Origin of the sequence: Nonomuraea fuscirosea (assembly GCF_035917475.1) — a bacterium.
Taxonomy (GTDB): domain Bacteria; phylum Actinomycetota; class Actinomycetes; order Streptosporangiales; family Streptosporangiaceae; genus Nonomuraea; species Nonomuraea fuscirosea.
This window is the reverse complement of the sequence record NZ_CP109074.1, coordinates 10,229,742-10,253,034: the sequence shown is the minus strand read 5'-3', so window position 1 is coordinate 10,253,034 and position 23,293 is coordinate 10,229,742. Positions and strand designations below refer to the sequence as shown.

The following is a 23,293-nucleotide window of genomic DNA, read 5'->3' as shown; positions in this document are numbered from 1 at the left end:
CTACCAACATCACCGGGGGTTAACCGATATCGTGGCAGCTTGCATCGGGGCCGGGGTGACCTTCGCTATCACAGGAAAAGGCGCAATGATGGACCCACGGCGGTTGCCGGGAGGCGACACCTGATGATCACTGTGGACGTGGCAGGTGAAAAGCAACGCCAACTGGCGTTCGAGGACTGGGGTGAGCCGGATGGGCACCCTGTTTTTCTGCTGCACGGCACTCCCGGCAGCAGGTTCTCCCCTTGCCCGCGTGCGTCCGTCCTCTATCGGCTCGGCTTGCGGGTCATCGCCTACGATCGGCCGGGATACGGCGACTCCGACCCCCAACCGGGGCGCGCGGTAGCCGATGCGGCAGACGACGTCCGGATTATCGCCGACAAACTGGGCATTGAGCGTTTCGGGGTACTGGGCAGGTCGGGAGGTGGTCCTCACGCGCTGGCCTGCGCGGCCCTGCTGCCGGATCGTGTCACGCGCGTCGCCGTCCAGGTCAGCCTGGCGCCGATCGAGGACGACGGTGTCGACGGTTTCGACTGGTACCACGGCATGGCGGAGTACAACCGCAGGGAGTACGCCTCCGGATGGTCCAGCCATAGCGGCGCCAGCCCTCTCGTGCGACAGCGGATGGAACGAGCGGCGGACGCCATCAGGCACAGCCCGGGTCAGATGCTCGTAGACCTTGAGGAAGACCTGCGCGATCAGGACCGGGAAGTCATCGCCGATTCTGGTATCCGCGGGATGTTGCTCGACAATTACCGGACAGCCCTGGACAAGTCCGCTCAGGGTTGGATCGACGATCGTCATGCGTTCTGTACGCCGTGGATGTTCGATCTGTCGGCCATCAAGGTGCCGACCATGATCTGGCACGGCACCGCTGATGTGTTCTCACCACCGAGCCACTCCGAATGGCTGGCCGGCCGCATTCCGGACGCCGAGCTAGTCTTCATGCCGGATGCGGCCCACTTCACCGCGATCACCATGATGCCGAAGCTGATGGTCTGGGCCGCCACCGGCAGACGATGGTGAGCTGTCTTCAGACGATCACGGCCGCCTCCAGATCCAGATCGATCAGATGATCTTCGATCAGTCGTGTTCGGGCCGGATGCTCGACGCGGAGCACACCGCTGAAGGCGTGCAGCGCGGCTTCCTTCTTCTTCGCGGCCTCTTCGCTTCGGTATCGCCGTTCCTCGACGATGGCGAGGTTCGCGGCGCAGATGAGAGTGTGCAGGTGGTTGCTTCCGCGCACGGCGTCGAGCCGTTGCAGCAGCTCCTTGTACTGCGGCAACGTGTCACGTTCACCGAGGTCGGTGTCGCAGTTGGCCAAGTTGACCTGGCAGGCGAGCGCCATCGGATGTTCACTGCCGAGGGCGTTGCTCAATTGGCGTACGGTCGTGCTCAGAGTGACGGCGGCCGACGCCGCGCCACCGCTGTAGCGCTGGTAGGTGGCGACATTGTTGATGGCCGCCGCCGTGTTGGGATGTCCGGGGCCGAAGACCTTCTCGAATCTTCCGATCAGCTCCTGGCCGAGCGTGGAGGCAGTGTGCGGCTGGCCGTTGGCGGCCACGTCGGCGGCGTGATGCAGAGCACATGCCAGCGTCACTGGCGACTCCGGGCCATAGAGGCGCGTGTGGCGGCTCAATGTCGATTCGTTCAATTCCAGGGCTTCCTCGATCTCACCCCATTCACGAAGTGACACCGCCAGGTTGCGTGCCGGGGGCAGCGCCTCGTGCTTGTCGGCATCACCGGCTTCGAGATAGCGGGCGTACAGATCGCGGAGCATTTCGACCGATTCTTTGAGCCGTCCCATTCCGCGCAGGTCGATCGCCAGGGAAACGGTGGAGGACAGGGTGTAAGGATGTTCCGGCCCCAGCACTTCCGTCCTGCGTCTCAACGTGTCCTTGTCGAGTTTTTGCGCCCCGTGCACGTCACCGACCAGGCGCAACGTCATGGCGAGGTTGTTGGCCGCGGAAAGACTCCGCCCGTGGTTCTCCCCGAAGATCCGCTTGAAACTCTCGTAGGTGCTCTGCGCCAGTTCCCGCGCCTCCTGATAATGGCCGAGCGTGCACAGATCGGCGATGTGGCTGCCCGCCGTCATCAAGGTATGGGGATGATCAGGCCCCAACTTCCTGGTCTGCCGTTCGTGGTTGTCCTGGTCGATCTCCAGCGCTGTCCGATGCCTTCCGCGTGAGCGGTGGATGTTGGCCACGTTGAAGCGCAGCAACATGGTGAGGCGATCATCGGGACCGAATACGTCCATCCACCTCTCGACCAGCGCTTCGCCGCGCTTCAGCGCCGAGCCGTATTCGCCGCGCCGCCAGAGATAGCGGATGCGGTCGATGCAGAGGACGCGGGTGTCGTCGGATTTGCACTCGACAGCTTGCGAAGGAGTGAGGTGCGGCCAGATCTGCGCGTACTGGGGCCAGTTCTCCGGGTCGTCGACATCGCCGCGCTGCGGCTTGTAGGCGACCAGAAGGTCGTGCACCTGATGCCGGATCTCGTCGCGCTCCGTCTCGTCCATCTGGCTGCGTACCACCGCCTGGACGAGCCGGTGCACGCCGACAGACCGGTTACGGGCGTCGGGCTTGATGAGTGCGAGCCGGCTGAGCTCCTGGACAACTCTGGCCATGAGCAGGCTGTCGCGCAGGGTTTCGTCGTACGGCGTCAGGATCTGGGCCATGTGGGTGCTGTGGAGGAGAGCCGTGGAGATGCTCTCAGGGGCCAGGAAGGAAAGGAGTTTGAGTAAATGCGCGGCAGCGGGTGAACGCCGAGTCACCTCTTCGAAGGAGACGTTCCATGTCGATGCCACGGTGATGGGGAAGTCTTCCGGAAGCCCCATGGTCAGGGCCTGCACCGGTCGTGTCTGCAACCGCTCGATGTAGGCGTCGATGGGAATCACACTGGTCTGCAGGAGCGCCGCCGCGTGTTCGATGGCGAGCGGCAGATCCCCTAGGTGATCGGCCAGCGTTCTCGCCTCGGGCTCCTCCAGACCCGGCACTCGATGAGTGAGGTGGAGAACACTTTCCTCGCGTGAGTAGACGTCAACCTCCAGCGGCTTGGCGTGCTCGGCCCAGGCCTGATGGCGCGTGGTGACCAGAACGTGGCCAGAGCCGCCCGGAAGGAACTGTGCAATGTCCTCTGGTGCGTGCGCGTTGTCGAAGACGAGCAGATACCGAGGATATTTGGCGCCCGTACGCAGGGATTCCAGGACGGCCTCAGCGGCCTCGAAGACGTTGTCGCCCTCGTAGACGCCCAGACGGGGGGCGAGTTTGGCGAAATGAGGGTTGATCTCCTGCGGCTGCGCGGCCGGGAGCCAGAGCACCAGATCGTAGTCGGCCATGAACCGGTGCACATATTCGAGGGCGACCTCGCTCTTGCCCACGCCACCCATGCCGTGCAGAGCCTGGGGAAGAACGGCGGTGGTCCCACCGCGCAGCATCTGATCGCGGAGCGCTTCCAGGATGTCGCCTCTGCCGGTGAAGCTGGGATTGCGCGGTGGAACATACCAGATCTCCGGCGTCCTGCTGGGGAACGGGGTGCGTGCGGTCTCCTCGATCGAGGAGAGCCCAGGGTGCTCGGCGGCACGGTCCACCGAGTCCAGCAGCGCGTGTACCGCCTCCGTCTCGGTCATGCGGGTCAGGTCGACGATCGACTTGGCCCAGGTAGGATGAGGCGCGACGTCGGCGATCCTGATCGTGCCCACCATGCGGCGGTTGCCGGAGGGATCCCCGTTGGCGGCAGCCTGGACGAACCGGCGCGCCTCCGGGGCCGCTGCGAACGTGGGCGACATGACGGTGAGGACTCGGTCGGCGTCCTTGATCTGGTCGGCGACGGCCGCCTGGCCGCTGGTGGCCAGAATGTTGTAACGAGTCACGTCACAACCGGCACGGCTGAGCACCGAGTCCATCCACTCGGCCCACATCCGGTCCTCCGGCACATAGCCGAGCGCGATGCGCGTGGGAGGCGCCGGCCGGTGACGAAGGAACTGTGTCAGACTCCGTTGCCGCAGTTCCTCGGCCATCGGGGCCAGCGACGTGACCTCACCGTGCGTGATCTCGGCGGTGAGTCTTTCGTACGCGCTGAGCAGCGATCCTGGGCGATGGGGTGGGTCACCGAAGACCGCGAGGATCTCCTCGTAAGCGTAGTACGAGCGGTAGGGCACCTCCACCGCGCCCCAGTACGCGGCCTTCTGATCGGCGTTTCCGTCAAGGAACCGATCGAAGTGCATGCGTGCTTCTCGCCGGCCGAGCTCCAGCCGCTCCTGTTCGGCCTCTTCGATGCGCATCGGCACGGGCAGGACCGTCCGTTCGTACCGGTCGACGGCGTCCGCTGCCTTGTTGGCGGCTCCTTCGATGCTCTGCGCGCTCAGCGTGAAGCAGTCCACCAGGACATCGCACATCTGGGCCGTGCAGATGTCGCCTATGTCGCACACCCCGGTCCTGCTGTCGATCAGCGTGTACCCGTAGTGCCGCTTCACGTCTTCGCGCAGCGCGTCGAGGAACCGGCCACCGCGCAGGCGGTAGAAATTATCCCAGTCGAAGACCGGGGAAGCTCCGAAATCGCGGTTGAAATCGCCCGCAGGGAGGAAGTCCAACGAACCGCCGCCCGGGAAAGGCCACTGAACAGGAATGACTTGCGGTTCGACGCGGGCGTACTCGTGCAGCCAGTCGTCGGTTCGCTGCTCGTTGGGCGCGACGGCGACGTGCGCGTAGTCGCGCATCATGCCCGCGATGCCGTTGCCGTTCGTCGAGTCGAGGAACGGGCGGAAGAACTTGTGCAGCCCAGGAGCTTCGAGGTCCCAGTCGATCGCCAGCACCCGCATGCCCCTGCTCGCCATGATCCAGGCGACGTTGGCCAGCGCCATGGTCCGGCCGGTACCGCCTTTGTAGGAGTAAAAGGTGATGATGCGGCTTTTGTTGTCGTCCATGGTCGTCCTCGGAGCCGGTGGTAGAGGTTGATCGTGGTTTGCGTTAGCGCAGGTGGTCAGTGTTCTCTTCGGCTGAAGAGAGCGCCGTGGCGTAGCGGAGGTATTGGTTTCCCACGAAGTCGGTCATGTCGGAAAGCGTCCTTCGGAAGGCGGCCATGCTGGACACGCCGTTCAGGGCGATCCTAGAGATCGGGGTCGCCTTCCCGATGCTGTTTCTGAGAGTCGCCTTGAGCAGTTCGTGCAGGTCGCCGCCCCGGCGGTCGCCGGCGGGATCCTCCGTGTCCGCCACCACGATGACGGAGATCCAGGCCTTCTCGCCTTCGTCCAGGTCACGAATGTGGTGACGGATCTGCGGATCTGCGAGCGACGACAGGGCGAGGATCACCACACAGGGCGCGGCGGGCGTGGTCTCCCGGAAAACTGTCCCGGCGGCCTCATGCAACGCGATCAATACCGGCTCGTAGCCGAGTCTGCGTACTATGTCCGTCGCATACTTGGGCAACGGGATATCGCTCTCCAAGGCATAGGGCGACCATTCTTCTGGGCCGACCTGGTGAGGCGGTACCACGACCAGCCGCACATCCTTGCGATAGGAGCTGCCCGCGAAGGCGTCGGGAGTCGCGGCATAGTCCGATATCCGTCTCAACCCCGGAATGCTATTTCTGGCCGCGATGGAGATCTGGTCGGTGAGCATGGTCACGGCCTTCACGCGATCTTCGTCGAAGGCCGATCGCATCAGGCCGTAGAGCCCCCGTTTGGTGTACTCGATGCCGAAGGCCGCCATGTCGAGCTTGATCTTGTGCACCTCCGTCGGCAGGTCGGACAAGGGGACCGGGGCCCAGAGGGCGGGAACGATCGAGGCCAGCGGGTCTTCGTGCTGCCTCGTGGTCAGGTGGGTCCTTCCGATGAAGGCGGCCCATTCCTTTCCGCAGCGTTCTGAGTGGAAATAGCGTAAGGAGAGCAAGGGCACGAAGACCCGGCAGGTCTCCAGCGCATGGCGGGTCTCCGCCGTCCAACCGTCCTCCTCCCTGAGGATGGACCGATCCATGAAGCCGACCGACTGCCTTCTGCCCCGCTGTCCCTCACGTGCGGCCACGCTGTCGCGCAACTCGTTGTAGAACTCGGTCACCCAGCGATCGGGGGCGGCGCGCTCCGACGTACGCGCGTAACTCAGGAAGAAGATCGGCCCAGGAGTGTCGTGCTGCTGGTCGCTCATTGCTCCTCCTCATCGAGGAAGACGTTTCTCAGTTCCTCCGGCGTTCTGACCTTTCCGGGCGGGAGCTCCGTGTCTCTGGCCGTTCTCTTGATCTCGTAGGCGATGTTCCACGTCGCCTCACCGAACTCCGATTCCCGGTTAGAGATGCTGGTCAGGCCGTAGAGTCCGACGCGGTGGTACTGATCGCTCATGTCGAAGTCGTAGGTCTGGAGAGCGGCGACCGCTTTCGGCAGTCTCTGGTCGTCAGGAGGCGACCACCAGACAGGCACCACGGCGTGCAAGGTGCTGTCGCGGTCAGGTCCTCGATGCTCCAACTCCCGACGCATGAAAGCGTCCAACTCCTTTCCGCAGAAGTCGCTGGCGAAGTATCTGTCGCACAACAGGGGCACGAAGACGCGGCAGAGTGACAGCGCCAGCATGACCTCCTTCGACCAGTCTGTTCCCGTACGCATTCCCTGGTCGATGAATCCGACGGATACCTTTTGGTCATCGGGAAAGTCGGTGAGATGCATGAGATGCTCACAGATGGCATCGAAGGTACGTAAAACGGGCTTATCCTTCTGTTTGTCTATGCGGGCATAGCTGAGAAAGAAGTACGGCGGATGCTCGGGATCCACTCTGGTGGTCTTGGCCATGGGCGCCCCCTTCGGTGTGCGTCAGAAGTGCGTGGTGGCGGCGTCTCGCATGGTCGTCACGAAGCGGCGGCCCAGGTTCGTCAGCGATGTGCTTTCGAGCAGGTCACGGACCGCCTCGTCGAGCAGGGACGCCCAGTGCGCGAGCATCGTGCCTGCCCGCACGGGGACGTGACCGGTGTGTGCTCTCCAGAAGTCCAGCATGGCGTTCGCGGCATATGCCGTGGTGAATCGCTCCGCCAGGTGCTGGGCCTCCGGGCGGACGAGGTCGAACGCGTCCAGTGCGAGGCCGGCGATTGTGCGCCGGTTCTCCCTGACGAGCTGGGACGCCAGGTCGAGGAGGTCGTCTCCGATCGACAGGCCGATGGCTCCCGGTGCGCTCCTGACAGCCCGTGCTCGTGTGGCGGCCGATCGGTACGGGGCTAACGGGGTGATCGTGTTCAGCACGGTGGCGAGGTCGGAGGCGTGGTGGGGGTGCTCACGTTCGATGAGGTGCCAGGCCGCGGTCACGGTGGAGCGCAGATCGTCAAGTTGAGGCCGGCTGAGCGGCTGTGCGACGGGAGTGCCGTAACACGCCCGGTAGGGATCGTGGTCATCGATGCGCAGGCGGAGGGCGTCGGCCCTGATGTCCCGTGAGTCGTCCGTACGACCGGCGGGTCCGTCGAGCGCGGAGCCGATCCCGGCTTCGACCGCCGCCGCGAGTGCCAGCTCGGCCAGATATCCGGCATTTACCAGGCCGTCGGTCGCCCATGAGCGGACGTACGGGCGCGCCAGGAGATCGGTGACAATCTGGGGTGCGGCCTGATCGAGCTCCAGGAGCAGACTCCACGACGCGGCACCCGCGGGGCCGCAGCGGCGGGCGGCGGTCGCCACGAGGGCTCGGCGTGCGTCGCTCTGCATCTTGAGTAGCGCGGTGAGGGTTTTGCTCTCGAATCGGCCACTGGCCAGAGCCTCGAAGTCGGCGCCCGACAGCCCCTGTGGCACGTGTTTCGGGGCGTTTTCTGCGACATGGTTGATCAGGCGGAACAAGTCGGCACAGTAGACGCTCGGATTGGCGAAGCCACTTCCCGATCTGTAGCGGTGGGCGGGTAAGCCGCCGCCGCAACTCCCCAGGACCGGACAGGAACGGCAGGTCGAGGAGAGCGTGAACGCCTGCTCGTCGACTGTCACGGCGGCGACCTGGTCCAGGTCGTGGCTGAGCACGTTCATGCCGGTGCGTGCCGCCCCCTCGAACGAGGTCTTCAAGGCGTCGCTTCGTTCGTAGTCGCCGTTCGTCTCGATCACCAGCAGATCGGTGGGATCGAGGCCGAGCGCTTCCGACAGGCTCGACCCGCCCCGCCTCATCTTGAGCAGCGAGTCGAAGATGCGCACCTGAGTGGGACGCCCGTCCCTGATCCATTGGTCGAAGATTTCGATCAACCACGTCCCGTACGCCACGGCGTCGCCGTCAGGGCGAGGCGGTGGCCGATCCCAGGTGGCGTGCGGCAGCAGGAAGTCGATGTCGGGTGGCTCCAGCGCTACGAGGCTCTTATAGACCTCGATCGGATCGTTGGCCAGGTCGATGGTGCAGAGGAGGCCGGAGTAGAGCTCACGGTGGCGCTCGCGGAGCAGGTCGATGGCTCTGACGGCCTGGTCGAAGCTGCTTCGGCCGTCGGCGTATCTGCGGTGCCGGTCGTTCGCCGTGCGGTCGCCGTCCAGGGAGATGCCTACCTTGATGTCGTTCCGCGCGAAGACTTCGCAGAAACGTTCGTCGAGCAGCACTCCGTTGGTCTGAATGTGCAGGTCGAGGATCTGCCGAGAGCCCATGGCCGAGCGCAGGCGCGAGGCGATGGCGTCCAGGCGTGCCGGGCCGGCCAGCAACGGCTCGCCGCCGTGCAGGACCACTCTGACCTGCCGCAGGTCGTGGGATTCAGCGTGATCGGTTATCCGGCCGGCGACGGCCTGGGCGACTTCGTCGGACATGAAACGGGGCTGCAGTCGCCAGCCCTGGTCGACGTGCTCGTACACGTAACAGTGATCGCAGGCCAGGTCGCAGCGACTGGTGACCTTGATGACGAACTGACGGAACCTGGCTGCACAGCTATTCATGGTCGTGGTGGATCAGATGCTGCTGTTGAATGCGACGATGTTTTCCTCCGCTGCAGCGGAGGAAAACCGTACGAGCATCCGCTCATCGAATGTGGAAGTCACCCGGGAAAGTGGAACCTGTGAAAGATCGGGAATGATCGAGAGGACAACTTCGTCCTCGCGATTCGAACTCTCCATGGAATGTGCCCCGCCCCTCATTCGCTGCCGCTACACCCGTAGTGCTGAACATCCCTCCCCCGAGCCGGACAACATTTGTACATTACTCGCGGATGCGTGACTTGCCCATGTATATCGGGGTCAGGGCGAGGAGGGGGAAATAACGGATCTCCAGATAGGCAAGTGGGGTTATCCGAAACGGCGGTTCCCGTGGCGTCGCTTGTCTCAGGGGGTTGGGTTGCGGGTGGCATCGTGTGAGGCTGTGGGTGTGGGTGGGTCGATGGCGAAGGAGGGTGTTTCGTGGGAGTGGCTGAGCGGGTTGATGAGGTGGTGCGGGCCGGGAGGGCGCCCCAGCTGCATGGGCTTGTGGTGATGCGGGGCGGGCGGGTCGAGGTCGAGCGGTATGGGGCTGGGCGCGATCATCATCTGGGGGAGGATCTGGGGCACGTCGTGTTCGGGCGGGACACGTTGCACGATCTGCGGTCCGTGTCCAAGAGTGTGGTGGCGCTGGTGTACGGGGTCGCGTTGGGGGAGGGGCTGGTGCCGGGGCCGGGGGAGTCGTTGGTGGGGCAGTTTCCGGAATATCGGGATTTGGGGGCGGATCCGGAGCGGGGGCGGCTCACGGTCGAGCATGCGTTGACCATGACGCTCGGGCTGGAGTGGGACGAGTCCCTGCCCTACACCGATCCGGCCAACGGTGAGATCGCGATGGAGCTGGCGCCCGACCGGTACCGCTATGTGCTGGGGCGGCCCATCGTGGAGGCGCCGGGTGAGCGGTGGAACTACTGCGGTGGGGCGTCGGCGCTGATCGGCGCGATCATCGCGCGGGGGACCGGGCGGGCGCTTGAGGAGTACGCGGCGGAACGGCTCTTCAAGCCGCTCGGGATCTCCCGGTACGCCTGGGGCAAGGGGAGCGACGGCGTGGCGGCGGCCGCGTCCGGGCTGCGGCTGCGGCCCGTGGACCTGGCGGCGATCGGGCAGCTCGTGCTCGACGGCGGGCGGGACATCGTGCCCGGCGCCTGGATCCAGGAGATGTCGCGGCCCCGGGTGGTGATCGAGGACGGGTTCGAGTACGGCTACCAGTGGTACCTGAGCACCGGCGAACGCCGCTGGGCCGAGGGCATCGGGAACGGTGGGCAGCGGTTGCTGGTGGTTTCGGAGGAGGGGCTGGTGGTGGCGGTGACGGCGGGAGAGTACGACCAGGCGCACAGCAGTGCGGGCGCCGTGCTCGATGCCGTTCTCGATCGGTAGTCGTTCTGGTGGTGGTCAGAGGGGGAGGTGGGGGAGGGCGGTGTGGAAGGCGGTTATGGCGGCTCTGATCGCCGGGTGCTCGCCGTTGCCCCTTCTGAACGCCGCCAGCGTGCGCCGGCTCAGCGGTAGCCGGGTCAGGCGTACGGCTCGCGGCGGGTTCACGGCCGCCAGGCGGGGGACGAGCGCGACGCCCTGACCGGCGGCGGCGAAGGCGAGGACCGTGTCGAAGTCGTCGATGTGGTGGCGGACCAGCGGCTCGAAGCCGGCCGCCTGGCAGGCTCTGATCGCCATGGTGTGGCAGAGCGTGCCGGGCTTGTTCATGATCCAGGCGTCGGCGCGGGCGGCGGCCACGGAAGGGCGGTCGGTGAGGTACATCGGCTCGGTGAACAGGGGCTCGGTCTCGGTGGACGCGTCGGTGACGGGCGGGACGAAGTCGTACTCGTGGACGAGGGCCACGTCAAGCTCACCCGCCCGCAGCGCCGCCGAGACGTCGGCCGGGTCGATCTCGGACACCATGGGTTCCAGGCCGGGGTGCGCGCCGGTCAAGGTGGCGAGGGCGGGTGGGAGCAGGACGCGGGCGGCCGTGGGGAAGGCGCCGATGCGCAGCGGGCCCGAGGGGCCGCCTCGCACGGCGGCGAGGGCGGCCGAGGCGCGTTCGAGCTGTTCCAGTACGGCCTGCGCGTGCTCGACGAGCAGGTGCCCGGCGGGCGTCAGCGCCACCGTACGCCCGGTGCGTTCGAGCAGCCGCACGCCCGCCTCCCGTTCCAGCGCGCTGAGCTGCTGGGAGACGGCGGACGGCGTGAACGTGACCGCCTCCGCGACGGCGGCGATCGTGCCGCGCCGGGCGAGTTCGCGGAGCAGGTGGAGCTTGCGCGGGTCGAGCATAAGGTGAGCTTAATCTCGAACGAAGAAATCCGTGCTGGACCTAACGGGTCGGCAGCCGTCACGCTCGAAGCATGCTGACAGGAATCCACGTACCGCTGGTCACGCCGTTCGACGCCTCGGGCGAGGTGGCCGTGGACGCGATCGAGAAGCTCGCCCACCAGGTGCTCGACCAGGGCGCGAAGGGGCTGGTGGCGTTGGGCACCACCGGCGAGGTGGCCACGCTCGACCCAGGGGAACGGGCCCGGGTGATCGAGGTGTGCGCACGGGTCTGCGCCGAGCGGCAGGCGCTGCTGACGGTGGGGGTGACGGGCAACGACACGCGTTCGACCGCGCGGGCGTTGCGTGAGCTGCCTTCGGGGGTGGGGGCGGCGCTGGTGATCGTGCCGTACTTCCTGCGTCCCGGCGAACGCGGCGTCGTCGCGCACTTCGAGGCGCTGGCGGAGGAGACGCCGGTGCCGCTGGTGATCTACCACATTCCCTACCGGACCGGGCAGCCCGTCAGCGCCGCCACACTGCGCCGGCTCGGGGAGCACCCGAGGATCGCAGGGGTGAAGTACGCGGCGGGCGGGATCGACCAGGACGCGGTGAGCCTGCTGGGCGACCTGCCCGACGGGTTCGAGGTGCTGGGCGGGGACGACGCGTTCATCTCGCCGCTGCTCGCCCTCGGGGCGGCGGGCGGCATCCTCGCCTCCGCGCACCTGGAGACCAGGAGCTTCGCCGACCTGGTCGACGCGTGGCACGAGGGGGACGCCGTGCGGGCGCGGCGGCTGGGGCACCGGCTGGCCCGGCTCTCGGCGGCGCTGTTCGCCGAGCCGAATCCGACGGTGATCAAGGGCGTGCTGCACGCCCAGCGCCTGATCCCGACCCCGGACGTGCGCCTGCCGCTGGTGCCGGCCGGCGCGGAGTCGGTGTCACAGGCTCGGCTGGTAGCGGTACATCCAGGCGAGTGACTCCTGGCTCGCGCTCCGCTTGAGGAAGAACGGCATCATCAGGTCGCGGAACACCCGGGCGACCGGGCCCGCGGCCTTGCTGTTGCTGATGGTTCTGGAGTAGGCGACGACCCGCTCCACGCGCGGGCGCCGCTCGGCCTCGAACCGGCGGAACGCCTCCTCGTGCCCGCCGCTGTCGCGCAGGCACCGGGCCAGCACGATCGCGTCCTCGATGGCGAGCGAGGCGCCCTGGCCGGAGCTGGGCGAGGTGGCGTGCGCGGCGTCGCCGGTCAGCAGCACCCGGCCGCGGTGCCAGACCGGCACCGGGGGCAGGTCGTGGACCGGGAGCGCCAGGTCGACGCCGCCGCGGCGGATGAGGTCGGCCGAGAAGTTCGCGTCGTCCTCGAACGCCTCGGCCAGCACCGGCGTCCAGTCGGCCGGTACGTCGCCGAGCCGCCGGGGCAGGTTCGCGAACCACCAGGTCTCGCCCGACTCGGCCACCGTGTAGCCGAAGAACGCGCGCTTGCCGAAGACCATGTTGTACACGCCGGGCTCGCCGGACACTCCGGCGTCCTCGACGATGCCGCCGAAGCTGTACAGGCCGCTGTAGCGCGGCGCAGGGGCCTGCGGGTCGAGCAGCGTACGGGTGCGCGAGTGCACGCCGTCGCAGGCGATGAGCAGGTCGCCGGTGGCTTGGGTGCCGTCCTCGAACGTGACCGTCACCTGCGGCCCCGTGTCCTCGTACGAGATCATGCGCTTGCCGAGGGAGACGCGGATGCCGCGCTGCTCGGCCTCGTCGCGGACGGTCCGGTAGAGGTCGGAGCGCAGGACCGTGTGGCTCACGGTGCCGTCGTCGAGCCGTAGGCCGTTGGCCACCTCGCCGAGGCGTTTGCCCGAGCCGCTCCACATGACCATGCGCGGGGTGGGGATGGCCGTGGCCAGGACCTTGCGGTGGGCGCCGAGCGTGCGCAGTGCGGCCAGGCCGTTGGAGGCGATGTTCAGGAAGGAGCCGACGTCGTCGGCGCCCTGCCCGTACGCCTCGAAGATCTCCGCTTCGATGCCCACTTCGCGGAGCGCCATGGCTGCGACGGGGCCGCCGATGCCGCAGCCTATGATCAGGGCCTTCATGGTGATAACCTTTCGTTCGTCCGAACGAAATATTAGGCAGAGGTGGTGGGCTGTGTCGAGAGATGTTTCGTATCGGCGAAATAAATTGCTCGAGGCTCTCACCGTCGCGGGGCGTGAGCACAGCAACGCCGCCGTGATGTACCACAGCGCCATGGGCGACCGGCTCGGCCTGGGCATGACCGAGGAGAAGACGCTCGACCTGCTGCAACGCCTGGGACCCCTGACAGCGGGGGAGATCGCCCAGCACACGGGCCTGGCGCCGGCCACGGTCAGCGGGCTGATCGACCGGCTGGAGGGCAAGTGGCTGGTGCGACGCGTCCGCGACACCAAGGACCGGCGGCGGGTCATCGTCGAGATCAACTTCGAGCGGCTGGCCGGCTTCTCGGAGCTGTTCGAGCCGTTCGTGGTGGCGCTGTCGCAGCTGTACGAGCGTTACACCGATGACGAGCTGGAGCTGATCCTCGACTGGCTCAACCGGTCTGCGGCCATCCAGCGCGAGGCCACCCAGGGGTTGAACGAGGAGTAGGCGCTCGGCGCGGCGTCTCCTCCTCGTGTCCTGAGTGGCCGTGGCTTCCTGATGAGGCGAGTCTGCGGCTTGTCAGCGGGCCCAGCCCTTAGTGGCGCGTCGTGTCAGCGGGTCGAGTCCTTGATGGCGGAGCCGACCTCGCTCACCCGGTCGGCCAGCAGACCGAGCGCGCCCACCGCCCGCACCATCGGATCGTCCTCCGCCCCGCCCAGCGCCCGCGCCTTGAGGTAGGCGGCCTTGACCTCCGCCCAGCGCTCCGCCTGGGCCGGGGTCAGCCGGCCGCGCAGCTCGGCCAGCTTGAGCAGGTTCGCCTCCGCGTCGCTGGTGAGCGTCTGCGCCTCGCCGAGGTAGTGGTCGTCGATCACCGACTCCAGCTCGGCGTCGTTCATGGCGGGGACGATCCGCTCGGCCAGCTTGTTCATGTTCCGGTACGAGCCCTGCAGCCGGTACGGTGGCTCCGTACGGGCGGCGTCGGACTGGGACGCCGAGGCGATGTAGGCCTGGTTGTTGGCCAGGACCACCTCCTGCACCCGGACCAGCTTGGCCAGCACGCTGAGCATCTGGTCCAGCTCCGGCTTCGTGTACGGGTGCTTCAGCTGGTCGGGCCGGACCGTCGGGTCGTCCTTCGCCAGGCGTACCAGCAGCTCCACGTCCGCCCGGTCGCCCCCGGACAGGGGAGCGAGCACGGGGTTGGAGGTGAGGGCGTTGTCCACGTAGCTCAGCGCGAACAGCTCCTCCTTGCCGGAGAGCACGTCGCCCAGGTTCCACACGTCGGCCCGGTTGGCCAGCATGTCGGGGATGCGGAAGCGCCGGCCCGACTCGGTGTACGGGTTGCCCGCCATGCACACCGCGAACCGCTTGCCGCGCAGGTCGTAGGTCCGGGTGCGGCCGTTCCAGACGCCCTCGATGCGGCGCTGGGCGTCACAGAGGGAGATGAACTTCTGCAGCAGCTCGGGCGAGGTGTGCTGGATGTCGTCGAGGTAGAGCAGGGTGTTGTTGCCCGTCTCCAGCGCAAACGAGATCTTCTCCACCTCCTGCCTGGCCGTCGCGTCGGGCGCGTCCGCCGGGTCCAGCGAGGTCACCTCGTGGCCCAGGGCGGGGCCGTTCACCTTGACGAAGACGAGGCCGAGGCGGCTGGCCACGTACTCCATCAGAGTGGTCTTGCCGTAGCCGGGCGGGGAGATGAGCAGGAGCAGGCCCATCTGGTCGGTGCGCTTGCCGGCGCCGGCCGCGCCGAGCTGTTTGGCCAGGTTGTCGCCGATCAGCGGCAGGTACACCTCGTCGAGGAGGCGGTTGCGGACGAACGCGCTCATGACCTTGGGCCGGTACTCGTCCAGGCGCAGGCGGCGGCGTTCGGACTCGATCAGCTCGCTCCTGCGGCGCTGGTAGGCGCGGTAGGCGGGGACGCGTTCCTGGGCGAACCTGCGCGTCCTGGCCAGGACCTCGTCCAGGCGGAGCTCCAGCTTGCGGTCCTTGATGCGGGGGTGGGCGCCGAGCAGGCCGTCCACCGTCGCCGTGGTCGCGGCGCTGGAGTCATGGCGGGGCAGGTCGCACAGCAGCACGGCGATGGCCTCCGCGACCTCGGGGCCCTGGTGGTAGGCGGTCAGCCAGGCGCGGGCGAGCTGGAGGCGTTCCGGCAGCGGCAGGGCCTTGAGGTCGTCCTCGAACTCGCGCGTCCTGGCCGGGCCGAGGGTCTGCCGGAAGCCGTCGAGCAGGTCGCGGGCCTGCTTGGCGGTGATGAAGCCGGCGGGAGTGGAGCCCAGCTCCTCGACCAGGTACTCACCGGCGACCCGCGCCACCCCCGCGTTCGGCTCCTCGCCGCCACTCTCAGAGAGGCCGCCACTCTCAGAGAGGAAGGCGGCGATCAGGTCGCCGAGCTCGTGGCTCAGGTCGCTCAGCGCCGGCGTGAGCCCGAACACCGTCCGGGCCCGCACCAGCGACAGAGCCCTCGTGGTGAATGTTTTACGTGAAACCTCCGCCACCCCGAACGCCCAGAACAACTGCGCCGCAGCCCGGACCTCGGCCGGGTACCGCAGCAGCCCGGCCCCCTCCCGCAACCGCACCAGCGCGTCCAGCACGGCCGCCGCGTCGTGGTCGTGGACCCCGCGCTCGTATCCCTCGTCGTACCGCGTCTCGGCCGCCCGGCGGACCAGCTCGCCGAGCTCGTCCGCGGTGGTGGCCGAGTCGAGCAGCGAGGCGGCCAGGTACTCGCCCCGGTAGACCTCGGGCGTCTCCGAGACCAGCAGCTGATCCCAGAACGGCCGCGTGTCGGCGAACGAGCCGGGCACGGGCGCGCGGTAGTCGGTGCCGGTGATCGCGAAGTACATGGACCCGTCGTGCGGCACCAGGGTCAGATCGATCGGCTGGGTGTTGACGGCGAAGCGGTGGCGGCCCAGCCGCAGCGTCTCGCCCCCGTCGGAGAACAGGTCGAGGCGGTCCCGCAGCGCGCGTCCGGCCTCCTGCTGGGCCGACTTGACCCGCCCGTCCAGCTCCTCCGCCCGTACGGCGTCCCCGAGCGCGCGCAGTTCCCCGGCCGCCGAGCGGACCTTGGCCACCATCGGGTCGGTCGCGAAGTACGTGTTGACCTCGTCCGGCGACGACAGCGCGGCCAGCCGCCTGGTGATGCTGCCGAGGACGCGCTCGGCGGAGGCGAACAAGCGGTCGGCGCGCCGGGCCAGGTCGTCGAGCTGGGTCTGCTTGCGGGCCGAGAACGCCTCGTAGACGTCCTCCCGCTTGGCGGCCAGCTGCGCCGCGAAGTCCTCGGACTCGCCGAAGCGCGACTCCAGGTTCTCGACCTGGAGCATCAGCCGACCGAGCTGCTCGTCGCACTTGTCCGGCGTGTCCGCCATCGCCAGCGCGCCGGTGATGGCCTGCCCGAGCAGGGCGAACTCGGCGGCGAACGCGGCGCGGCCCTCCGCGCCGAGCAGGTCGCGCCGGCGTCCGTCGAGCAGGGCCCTGGCCCGGTTCACGCCGCTCAGCACCTCGGCGATGCGGCTGAGGATGGACGTGCGCACGGTGGCGTCGGCGATGTCGAGCGACCCGACGACCTCCGTGACCACCTCCAGGCCCTCGCTCTGCTCCTCCAGCCGGTCGGCGACGGGCGCGGCCTCGGCCACCGTGGCGATGGCGGCGGCGTCGGCGGCCAGGGTCTCGACGGCGGCGTGGTAGGCGGTGAAGGCGTCCTGCCCCGACAGGAAGTCCACGGCGCGCCGGCCGGCCGAGTTCAGCTCCTCCGCCACGGAGGCCGACAGCTCGTCCAGGGCGGCCAGGTCGATGTAGCGGACCTCGCGCAGCGTCACCAGCCGGCCCTGGGCGCGGCGCAGCGTGGCCAGCAGGGTGACCCAGGCGTCGGCGGTCGCGGGGGTGTCGGCCCTGGCCCGGCGGACCAGCTGGGTGGTCTCCTCCGTGGCCGCCTCCAGGGTCTGGGCGGCGTGGCGGGTGAGCTGCTCGACGTTCTCGTACTCGTCGAGGACCTGCTCGGCGGTGGCGCGCACGTCGGTGAGCGGCCCGAGCAGGCCGTGCTCGCCGAGCCAGTGGTAGGAGTCGAAGGTACGGGTGCAGGCCGCGATCAGGCCCTCGAACGTGCCGGCCGACGGCGCCATCTCCTCGACCATCCGCGACACGGACAGGCAGTCGGAGATGCCGCGGACGAGCTCCGCGTTGCCGATGCGCTCCAGCGGCCCGGTCCCGGCCGGCTGGGCGGCGGCGTAGGTGTCCGACACGTACGGCGTCTGCCACACCTGCATCGGATGCACCCGGGTGGGCTCCTCGGAGATGGCGCGGAAGACCACCATCGTGCCGTCGTCGAACAGCGAGTACCCGTGACAGACGATGGGGGTGGCCACCTCCTTCCTGATCACGTTGTACGGCAGCAGCAGCGACCGCCCGTCACCCCGCGCGTGGAAGACGTACAGGACGTCCTCGCCGTTGGGCGAGCGCACCACCCGCTCGAACTCCAGGTCGGTGACGTCGGTGTCGAACGTCTTGCTGACCCCCGTGGCCAGGTAGTAGCCGCCGGGGAAGATGAGCCCCTGGTCCTCGGGCAGCCGCTGGCAGGCCTGGCCGATGCCGTCGAGCCGCACCACGGCCTTGGTGCGGACGTTGAAGACCAGGTGCCGCCAGTCCTCCTCCTTGTACGGCTTGATCCGCATGAGGATGAGCGGCCCGACGCGGGCGTACTCGATGTCGGCGTCGGCCAGGCTCTGCAACGGCTCGGCCACCGGCTCGGCGTAGATGCCGGCCCCGGTCTCGGTGTTGTTCTCGACCTTGATGGTCAGGTCGCCGCCGAGGGTCTCGACGAACACCTCGCCCTCGATGGAGACGTGCGGATGGCGGCCGAGCACGTGGTCGTCGCGGGTGGTGACCGTCCACTCGAAGTCGTGGGACGGGGGGAACACGTGATCGCGCTCACCCCGGTTGTCCACATATTTCGGGACCCCGCCGTTGCTGACCGCCCAGCGCAGCACCCGGATGTCGGCCGGACCCGTACGGAAGACGGCCAGCAGCTTGCCATCCACCCGCCGCAACTGCTGCAGCCGGGTCTCCTTGTAGTACCGGTACAGCTCGGCGAAGTCCTTCCTGAACGCCGGGTCGGCCAGCGTCTCCAGCTTGTCCGCGTCGAACCTGAAGGCGTCGCCGTCCCTGGAGAAGCGGTGCACCGCGAACACGTCGGCCACGGTCGTCTCCGGCTTGAGCCCGATGAAGACGTTGTAGCCGAACAGCATCACGTCGCCCAGGGAGACGATGTCCCTGGGGACGCAGTTGTTCTCGGTCCTGATCCGCTCGGTTCCCAGCAGGCGCAGCTCGGTGCCGCCGAAGACGCGCAGCCGCTCCTGGTTGACGCCTTCGGCCGCCGCCGCGAGGGCCTTGGCCTGGGCCTGGAGGCGGTTCCTGAGAACCTCGTACGTCCCCGCCTCCAGCCCCGCTTCGATCGTGCTCACTTGGCCCCGGCCAGCGCCGCGACCGGCGAGTCCGCGACGCCGAGTCTGCGGGCGGTCTCCAGCAGCTCACCGAGGGCCGACGACTGCGGGCCGCCGTCCTGGATGAGCCGTATGAGCAGGGCGGACACGGTCAGGTTCTTGAGGTCCTCGGTGCTCACGCCGCCGACCAGGCCGGCCAGGTCGCCGGCCAGGCTGGCGGTGCCATTGACGTACGGGGCGGCGATGGCGCCCGCGACCTGCGAGTGGCCGACGAAGCCGTCCACCACCTTGCCCGCGGTGATCGAGCCGACCACCTTGTCGAAGAACATCGTGTCGCCGCCGACGATGTCGATGTTGGCCTTGGCCAGCCCGGCGGCCAGCACGCTGGCCTGCGACTCGGCCACCTGGCGGGAGACGTCGATGTGCTTGAGCCGGATCTCCTTGTCGGCCTCCAGGCGCAGGCGGTACTCCTCGTGCGCCCTGCTGGCCTCGTCCAGCGCCGCCATCGCGGCCGCCTTCTCGGTGAGACCCTCGGCCTCGGCCTTCAGCTTCTCGCCCACGGCGGCGGCCCCGGCCAGCGCCATGGCCTGCTCGCCCTCGGCCTGCGCCTTGAGCCGGTCGCCCTCGACCAGCGCCATGGCCCTGGCGCCGTCCGCTTCGGCGGTCAGCTTCTCCTTGAGCGCCACGGCCTCGGCGCGGCCGACCTTCTCGATGGCCTCGGCGTCCCGCTCCCTGACCTGGACCTGCGCCAGCCCGCTGGCGGCCGACTCGGCCTGGATGCCCTCGGCGAGCCGGATCTTGGCCCTGGCGTCCAGGTCGGCGGCCTGCTGCCTGGCCTCGGCCAGCACCAGTTCCTCGCGGGCCTTGAACTTGGACGCGGCCTCCGCGGCCTCGGCCGCCTTGATGTCCTTGACCAGGTTCTCCTGGGCCTCGGCCTCGGCGGCGATGATCACCTGCTGGCGGGTGCGCTCGGCCTCCTCGACCACGCGCAGCCGCTTGATGGACTCCTCCTGCTCGGCCACGGTCTTGTCGACCGCGATGCGCTCGCGGATGACCTCGGCGATCGAGCGCTTCTCGGACTCGACCTCCTTGTCCTTGGCGATGCGCGACAGCTCGGTCTCCCGCTCACGGGAGATGACCTCCAGCAGGCGGTCCTTCTCGATGCGCTCGGACTCGATGGCGATCACGCGCTCGCGGTTCTTCTCGGCGACGGCGATCTCGCGGGCCCGGTTCTCGTTCTGCACGCCGAGCTGCTCGTCGGTCTTCATGTGCGCGGCCTGGGCGCGCAGCCGCTCCTCGGCCTGCACGCGGGCGACCTCGGCCTCCTCGCGGGCCTTGACGGTCTCGATCTCGCGCCGCTGCTTGAGCTCGGCGTCGGCCTGGCGGCGCTCCAGCTCCAGGATCGCCTCGCGGGCGTCCACGTTCTGGCGGGTGATCTCCTTCTCCTCGTTGCGCTGGAACTCGTTCGTCCGTACGTGCTCGATCGCCGTCAGCTCGGTGATCTTGCGGATGCCCTGCGCGTCGAGGATGTTGCTCTTGTCGAGCTGGCTGAGCGAGGTCTGCTCCAGGTAGTCGATGGCGGCGTCCTCAAGGCTGTAGCCGTTGAGGTCGGTGCCGATGATCCGGACGATCTCGTCGCGGAACTCGTCGCGCTTGGTGTAGAGGTCGACGAAGTCGAGGTGCTTGCCCGCGGTCTTGAGCGCCTCGGAGAACTTGGCGTTGAACAGCTCCTGCAGCGTCGTCTCGTCGCTGGCGCGGGCGGTGCCGATGGCCTGGGCGACCTTGATGACGTCCTCGGCGGTCTTGTTCACGCGGACGAAGAACGTGATCTTGATGTCGGCCCTGATGTTGTCCCGGCAGATCAGGCCCTCGCGGCCGGTCCGTTCGATCTCAATGGTCTTGACCGAGATATCCATGATCTCGGCCTTGTGCACCACGGGCAGGACCACGGCGCCGGTGAACGTGACGTCGACCTTGTTGACCTTCGAGACGATCAGCGCCTTGCCCTGTTCGACCTTTCGGAACAACCGGCCGACGACGAGGAGGAGACCGATCACGATGATCAGGATGACGGCGAGGAATACGCCGAAGCCGGTGGAGATGACGTCCATCAATGCTCACTTTCGTACGGCATGACCCAGAAGAATTCGCCGTCTTTGTCGTAGTCGAAGATGAGTGCGTTCTGGCCGCGGGCAAGGCGGTCCTGACCGGTCGTGCGCACCGGCACGACCGCGGACGAGCCGTCGGCGGCGGTGACCTCGGCCTGGCCGAAGTCCGGGGTGGCCGTGCCCGTGCGGATCACGCACATCTGGCCGACGAAGTCGCCGCGCGAGTGCCGGTCCCCTTCGGGAAACAGCCTGCGTAACGGCACCACGAGGCCGCGAACGGCGAACCAGGCGGCGGCCACGGCGGCGAAGGGGACGGCGATCAGCGGGCCACCGCTCACCAGCACGCTGCCGATCAGGCAGAGCAGCCAGGCGAACGCGATGAGCAGCGACAGCGTGATCCCGGCCGGAACTCCCCCGAGTCCCAGCCACGTGGCGTCGTCCTCCAGCTCGAACAGGCCGGTGATGACAACCAGCCAGTAAGCGGCGACGACCACGAGAAGAAAACTGAAAATGACAGTCGGAAAGCTCAGTGCGATGGTGAAGAAGTCGGTCATCCCGCCTCGGTATACCAGATCCCCCTGTGTACGTCCTGTCGGACTATATCTAGATAAAGCGCTACTAAAGAAGAAAGTTCCCAAAACGATAAGGCACTTGACCTCAACCATGGTTGAGCGTGCAGGCTCGCAGGCATGAGCGAACTGATGCGGGCGGCGGCGTTCACCGAGCCGGGCGGCCCCGAGGTGCTGAAGGTGATGGAGCTGCCCGCGCCCCAGGCGGGGCCCGGCCAGGTGCGGGTGCGCGTGCGGGCGGCCGGCGTGCAGCCCTTCGACACGGCCGTACGCCAGGGCTGGCTGCCGCCGTACATCGAGGACCCGGGCTATCCGCGCGTCCCGGGCAACGAGTTCGCCGGGGTGGTGGACCAGGTGGGCGAGGACGTGACCGGGGTGGCGCCGGGCAGTGACGTGCTCGGGTTCACCGCGCTGCACGCCTACGCCGAGTACGTCGTCGTGCCGGCGGCCAACGTGACGCCCAAGCCGCCGGCCGTGCCGTGGGAGGTGGCCGGCGGGCTGACCGCCGGCGTGCAGACGGCCGAGCTGGCCATCGACGGGCTGGGCGTGGCCGAGGGCGAGACGCTGCTCGTGCACGCCGCGGCCGGCGCCGTGGGCACGGCGGCCGTGCAGATCGCGCGCAGGCGCGGGGCCACCGTCATCGGCACCGCGCGCGAGGTCAACCACGACTACCTGCGCGCGCTCGGGGCCGTCCCCGTCGTGTACGGCGAGGGCCTGGCCGACCGGGTGCGCGCCCTCGCGCCGGGCGGGATCGACGCGGTCCTCGACGGGGCCGGCGGGCACGCGCTGGAGGTCTCGCTCGACCTGGTCGCAGACCGCGGGCGCATCGTGACGCTGGTCGAGCACGACAAGGCGGCCGCGCTGGGCGTGGGGCTGGTCAGGGGCGACCGCTCGGCCGAGCGGCTCGGACGTTACGCCCGGCTGTGCGCGGAGGGGGAGTTCACCTTCCCGGTACGGAGGGCGTACCGGCTGGAGGAGGCCGCGGACGCGCACCGGGAGGTCGAGACCGGCCACGGCCAGGGCAAGATCGTCCTCACCATCTAGCCCGCATGGCCATCGCCACCTGCACCTGGACGCCGTTCAGCGCGTGGCCGTCCTCCAGGTACCACAGCAGGTTCTCCAGCACCCTGCCGAGCGTCCACCCGGCGGCCCGGCGCCGGTCGAGGCCGAGCGCGTCCACCATGAAGTCGAAGCGCCGCAGCACCTCCCGTGGCGCGTCGCCGGTGGCCAGCACCTCGTCCCACCGGTTGTGCAGGGCGGGCAGCAGTTCGAACGCCGGGTCGCCGGCCAGGGGCTTGGGATCGATGGCCAGCCACGGCTCCCGCTCGCCGGCCAGCACGTTGTCATAGTGCAGGTCCCAGTGCAGCAGCCGCTCACCCCCCACTGCGGCCGGGCCGGAGACGAGGTCGGCGACCGCCGAGGCGCACACGCCGACCCAGTAGCGCTCCTCGTCCGGAACCGGTTTCCCGGCGATCTGCTCCGCGCGCTCCAGCATCGCCCGCGCGATGTCGTCCAGCCGGCGCACACCCTCGGGCGCGGGATGAGCCACCAACCGGCGCAGCAGCCCGGACAGGACGTCCAGAGCCTCCATGACGTCGGGCACGGCGGCCAGGGAACGGCCGCCGTCGAGCCGTTCGAGCAGCATGGTGCCGGTCGCGGCGTCGGCGTCGAGCAGCCGCACCGAGCCGTCCCCCGCCCACGTGCGCAGGGCCAGGCCCTCGTGCACGGTCTCGGGGGTGACGGGCTGGAGCTTGAGCACGGCCTTCGTGCCGTCGGCGCGTACGACGGGCTGGACGAGCGCCATGATCCCGTGCCGGGGCCCGCCGTCGGGGCGCAGGTCCCACTCGTCGAGATAACGCCCGGCCAGGGCCGGCAGTCCGGCGGTCCACGCCGCGCCGGCCTCGCCGCCGTACTTCAGGTGGGCGGCGGCCAGCGCGCCGGGGATCTCGATGGTCATGAGCGCGG

The 23,293-nt window shown here is 68.4% G+C and carries 15 protein-coding genes; 5 read left to right on the top strand and 10 right to left on the bottom strand.

Features of this window, described 5'->3' with window-relative positions:
- Nucleotides 1-123 precede the first annotated feature (123 nt).
- Nucleotides 124-1,023, top strand: coding sequence for an alpha/beta fold hydrolase (locus OIE67_RS47045; protein ID WP_326632841.1), 900 nt, complete (start codon nucleotides 124-126; stop codon nucleotides 1,021-1,023).
- 7 nt (nucleotides 1,024-1,030) lie between these two features.
- Here OIE67_RS47045 and fxsT read toward each other — a convergent pair whose 3' ends face one another.
- From fxsT to OIE67_RS47025, 4 genes are read right to left on the bottom strand one after another with little or no spacing between them, the layout of a single operon-like run.
- Nucleotides 1,031-4,921, bottom strand: coding sequence for an FxSxx-COOH system tetratricopeptide repeat protein (fxsT, locus tag OIE67_RS47040; protein ID WP_326632839.1), 3,891 nt, complete (start codon nucleotides 4,919-4,921; stop codon nucleotides 1,031-1,033).
- Nucleotides 4,922-4,964: 43 nt separating this feature from the next.
- Nucleotides 4,965-6,137, bottom strand: coding sequence for a TIR-like protein FxsC (locus OIE67_RS47035; protein WP_326632837.1), 1,173 nt, complete (start codon nucleotides 6,135-6,137; stop codon nucleotides 4,965-4,967).
- Complete coding sequence (locus OIE67_RS47030) at nucleotides 6,134-6,772, bottom strand: TIR-like protein FxsC (RefSeq protein WP_326632836.1); 639 nt, start codon at nucleotides 6,770-6,772, stop codon at nucleotides 6,134-6,136. The genes OIE67_RS47035 and OIE67_RS47030 overlap by 4 nt, the downstream gene beginning before the upstream one ends.
- Nucleotides 6,773-6,793: 21 nt before the next feature.
- Nucleotides 6,794-8,857, bottom strand: coding sequence for an FxsB family cyclophane-forming radical SAM/SPASM peptide maturase (locus OIE67_RS47025; protein WP_326632833.1), 2,064 nt, complete (start codon nucleotides 8,855-8,857; stop codon nucleotides 6,794-6,796).
- Between the two features lie 456 nt (nucleotides 8,858-9,313).
- Between OIE67_RS47025 and OIE67_RS47020 the strand changes: the two genes are divergently transcribed.
- Entirely contained in the window at nucleotides 9,314-10,264 is a 951-nt protein-coding gene (locus tag OIE67_RS47020) for a serine hydrolase domain-containing protein (RefSeq protein ID WP_326632831.1), read from the top strand.
- Nucleotides 10,265-10,279: 15 nt separating this feature from the next.
- On the opposite strand, the gene OIE67_RS47015 is transcribed toward OIE67_RS47020, so the two are convergent.
- Nucleotides 10,280-11,149 carry a LysR family transcriptional regulator gene (locus OIE67_RS47015; RefSeq protein WP_326632829.1) on the bottom strand — a complete coding sequence of 290 codons (870 nt, stop codon included), beginning with the start codon at nucleotides 11,147-11,149 and terminating at the stop codon, nucleotides 10,280-10,282.
- A gap of 71 nt (nucleotides 11,150-11,220) precedes the next feature.
- Between OIE67_RS47015 and dapA the strand changes: the two genes are divergently transcribed.
- The gene (gene dapA, locus OIE67_RS47010) at nucleotides 11,221-12,099 is read left to right on the top strand and encodes a 4-hydroxy-tetrahydrodipicolinate synthase (RefSeq protein WP_326632827.1); all 879 of its coding nucleotides are present in this window, start codon (nucleotides 11,221-11,223) and stop codon (nucleotides 12,097-12,099) included.
- On the opposite strand, the gene OIE67_RS47005 is transcribed toward dapA, so the two are convergent.
- A complete protein-coding gene (locus OIE67_RS47005) occupies nucleotides 12,061-13,206 on the bottom strand; it encodes an FAD-dependent oxidoreductase (RefSeq protein ID WP_326632825.1) in 1,146 nt (381 codons plus the stop codon). The two genes, dapA and OIE67_RS47005, sit on opposite strands and share 39 nt — an antisense overlap.
- Before the next feature lie 85 nt (nucleotides 13,207-13,291).
- On the opposite strand from OIE67_RS47005, the gene OIE67_RS47000 reads away from it, so the two are divergent.
- Nucleotides 13,292-13,732 (top strand): MarR family winged helix-turn-helix transcriptional regulator, encoded by a 441-nt coding sequence (locus OIE67_RS47000; protein WP_245955986.1) that lies wholly within the window; start codon nucleotides 13,292-13,294, stop codon nucleotides 13,730-13,732.
- A gap of 104 nt (nucleotides 13,733-13,836) precedes the next feature.
- Here the strand turns inward: OIE67_RS47000 and OIE67_RS46995 are convergent, their stop codons facing one another.
- Genes OIE67_RS46995 through OIE67_RS46985 form a run of 3 tightly spaced genes read right to left on the bottom strand, consistent with a single transcriptional unit; the run spans nucleotide 13,837 to nucleotide 21,313 of the window.
- On the bottom strand, nucleotides 13,837-18,672 hold the full coding sequence (locus tag OIE67_RS46995) for a DNA repair ATPase (RefSeq protein WP_326632822.1): 4,836 nt from the start codon (nucleotides 18,670-18,672) through the stop codon (nucleotides 13,837-13,839).
- Nucleotides 18,669-20,762: a flotillin family protein gene (locus OIE67_RS46990; RefSeq protein ID WP_326632820.1), complete on the bottom strand. Its 2,094-nt coding sequence runs from the start codon at nucleotides 20,760-20,762 to the stop codon at nucleotides 18,669-18,671. Before OIE67_RS46990 ends, OIE67_RS46995 begins: the two co-directional genes overlap by 4 nt.
- Nucleotides 20,762-21,313, bottom strand: a complete 552-nt coding sequence (locus OIE67_RS46985) for a hypothetical protein (RefSeq protein WP_326632819.1) — start codon at nucleotides 21,311-21,313, stop codon at nucleotides 20,762-20,764. Before OIE67_RS46985 ends, OIE67_RS46990 begins: the two co-directional genes overlap by 1 nt.
- A gap of 135 nt (nucleotides 21,314-21,448) precedes the next feature.
- Here OIE67_RS46985 and OIE67_RS46980 point away from each other — a divergent pair, with 135 nt between their 5' ends.
- Nucleotides 21,449-22,372: an NADP-dependent oxidoreductase gene (locus OIE67_RS46980; RefSeq protein ID WP_407674785.1), complete on the top strand. Its 924-nt coding sequence runs from the start codon at nucleotides 21,449-21,451 to the stop codon at nucleotides 22,370-22,372.
- Here the strand turns inward: OIE67_RS46980 and OIE67_RS46975 are convergent.
- Nucleotides 22,362-23,285 (bottom strand): aminoglycoside phosphotransferase family protein, encoded by a 924-nt coding sequence (locus tag OIE67_RS46975; protein ID WP_326632817.1) that lies wholly within the window; start codon nucleotides 23,283-23,285, stop codon nucleotides 22,362-22,364. The genes OIE67_RS46980 and OIE67_RS46975 overlap by 11 nt on opposite strands.
- Between the last annotated feature and the right edge of the window lie 8 nt (nucleotides 23,286-23,293).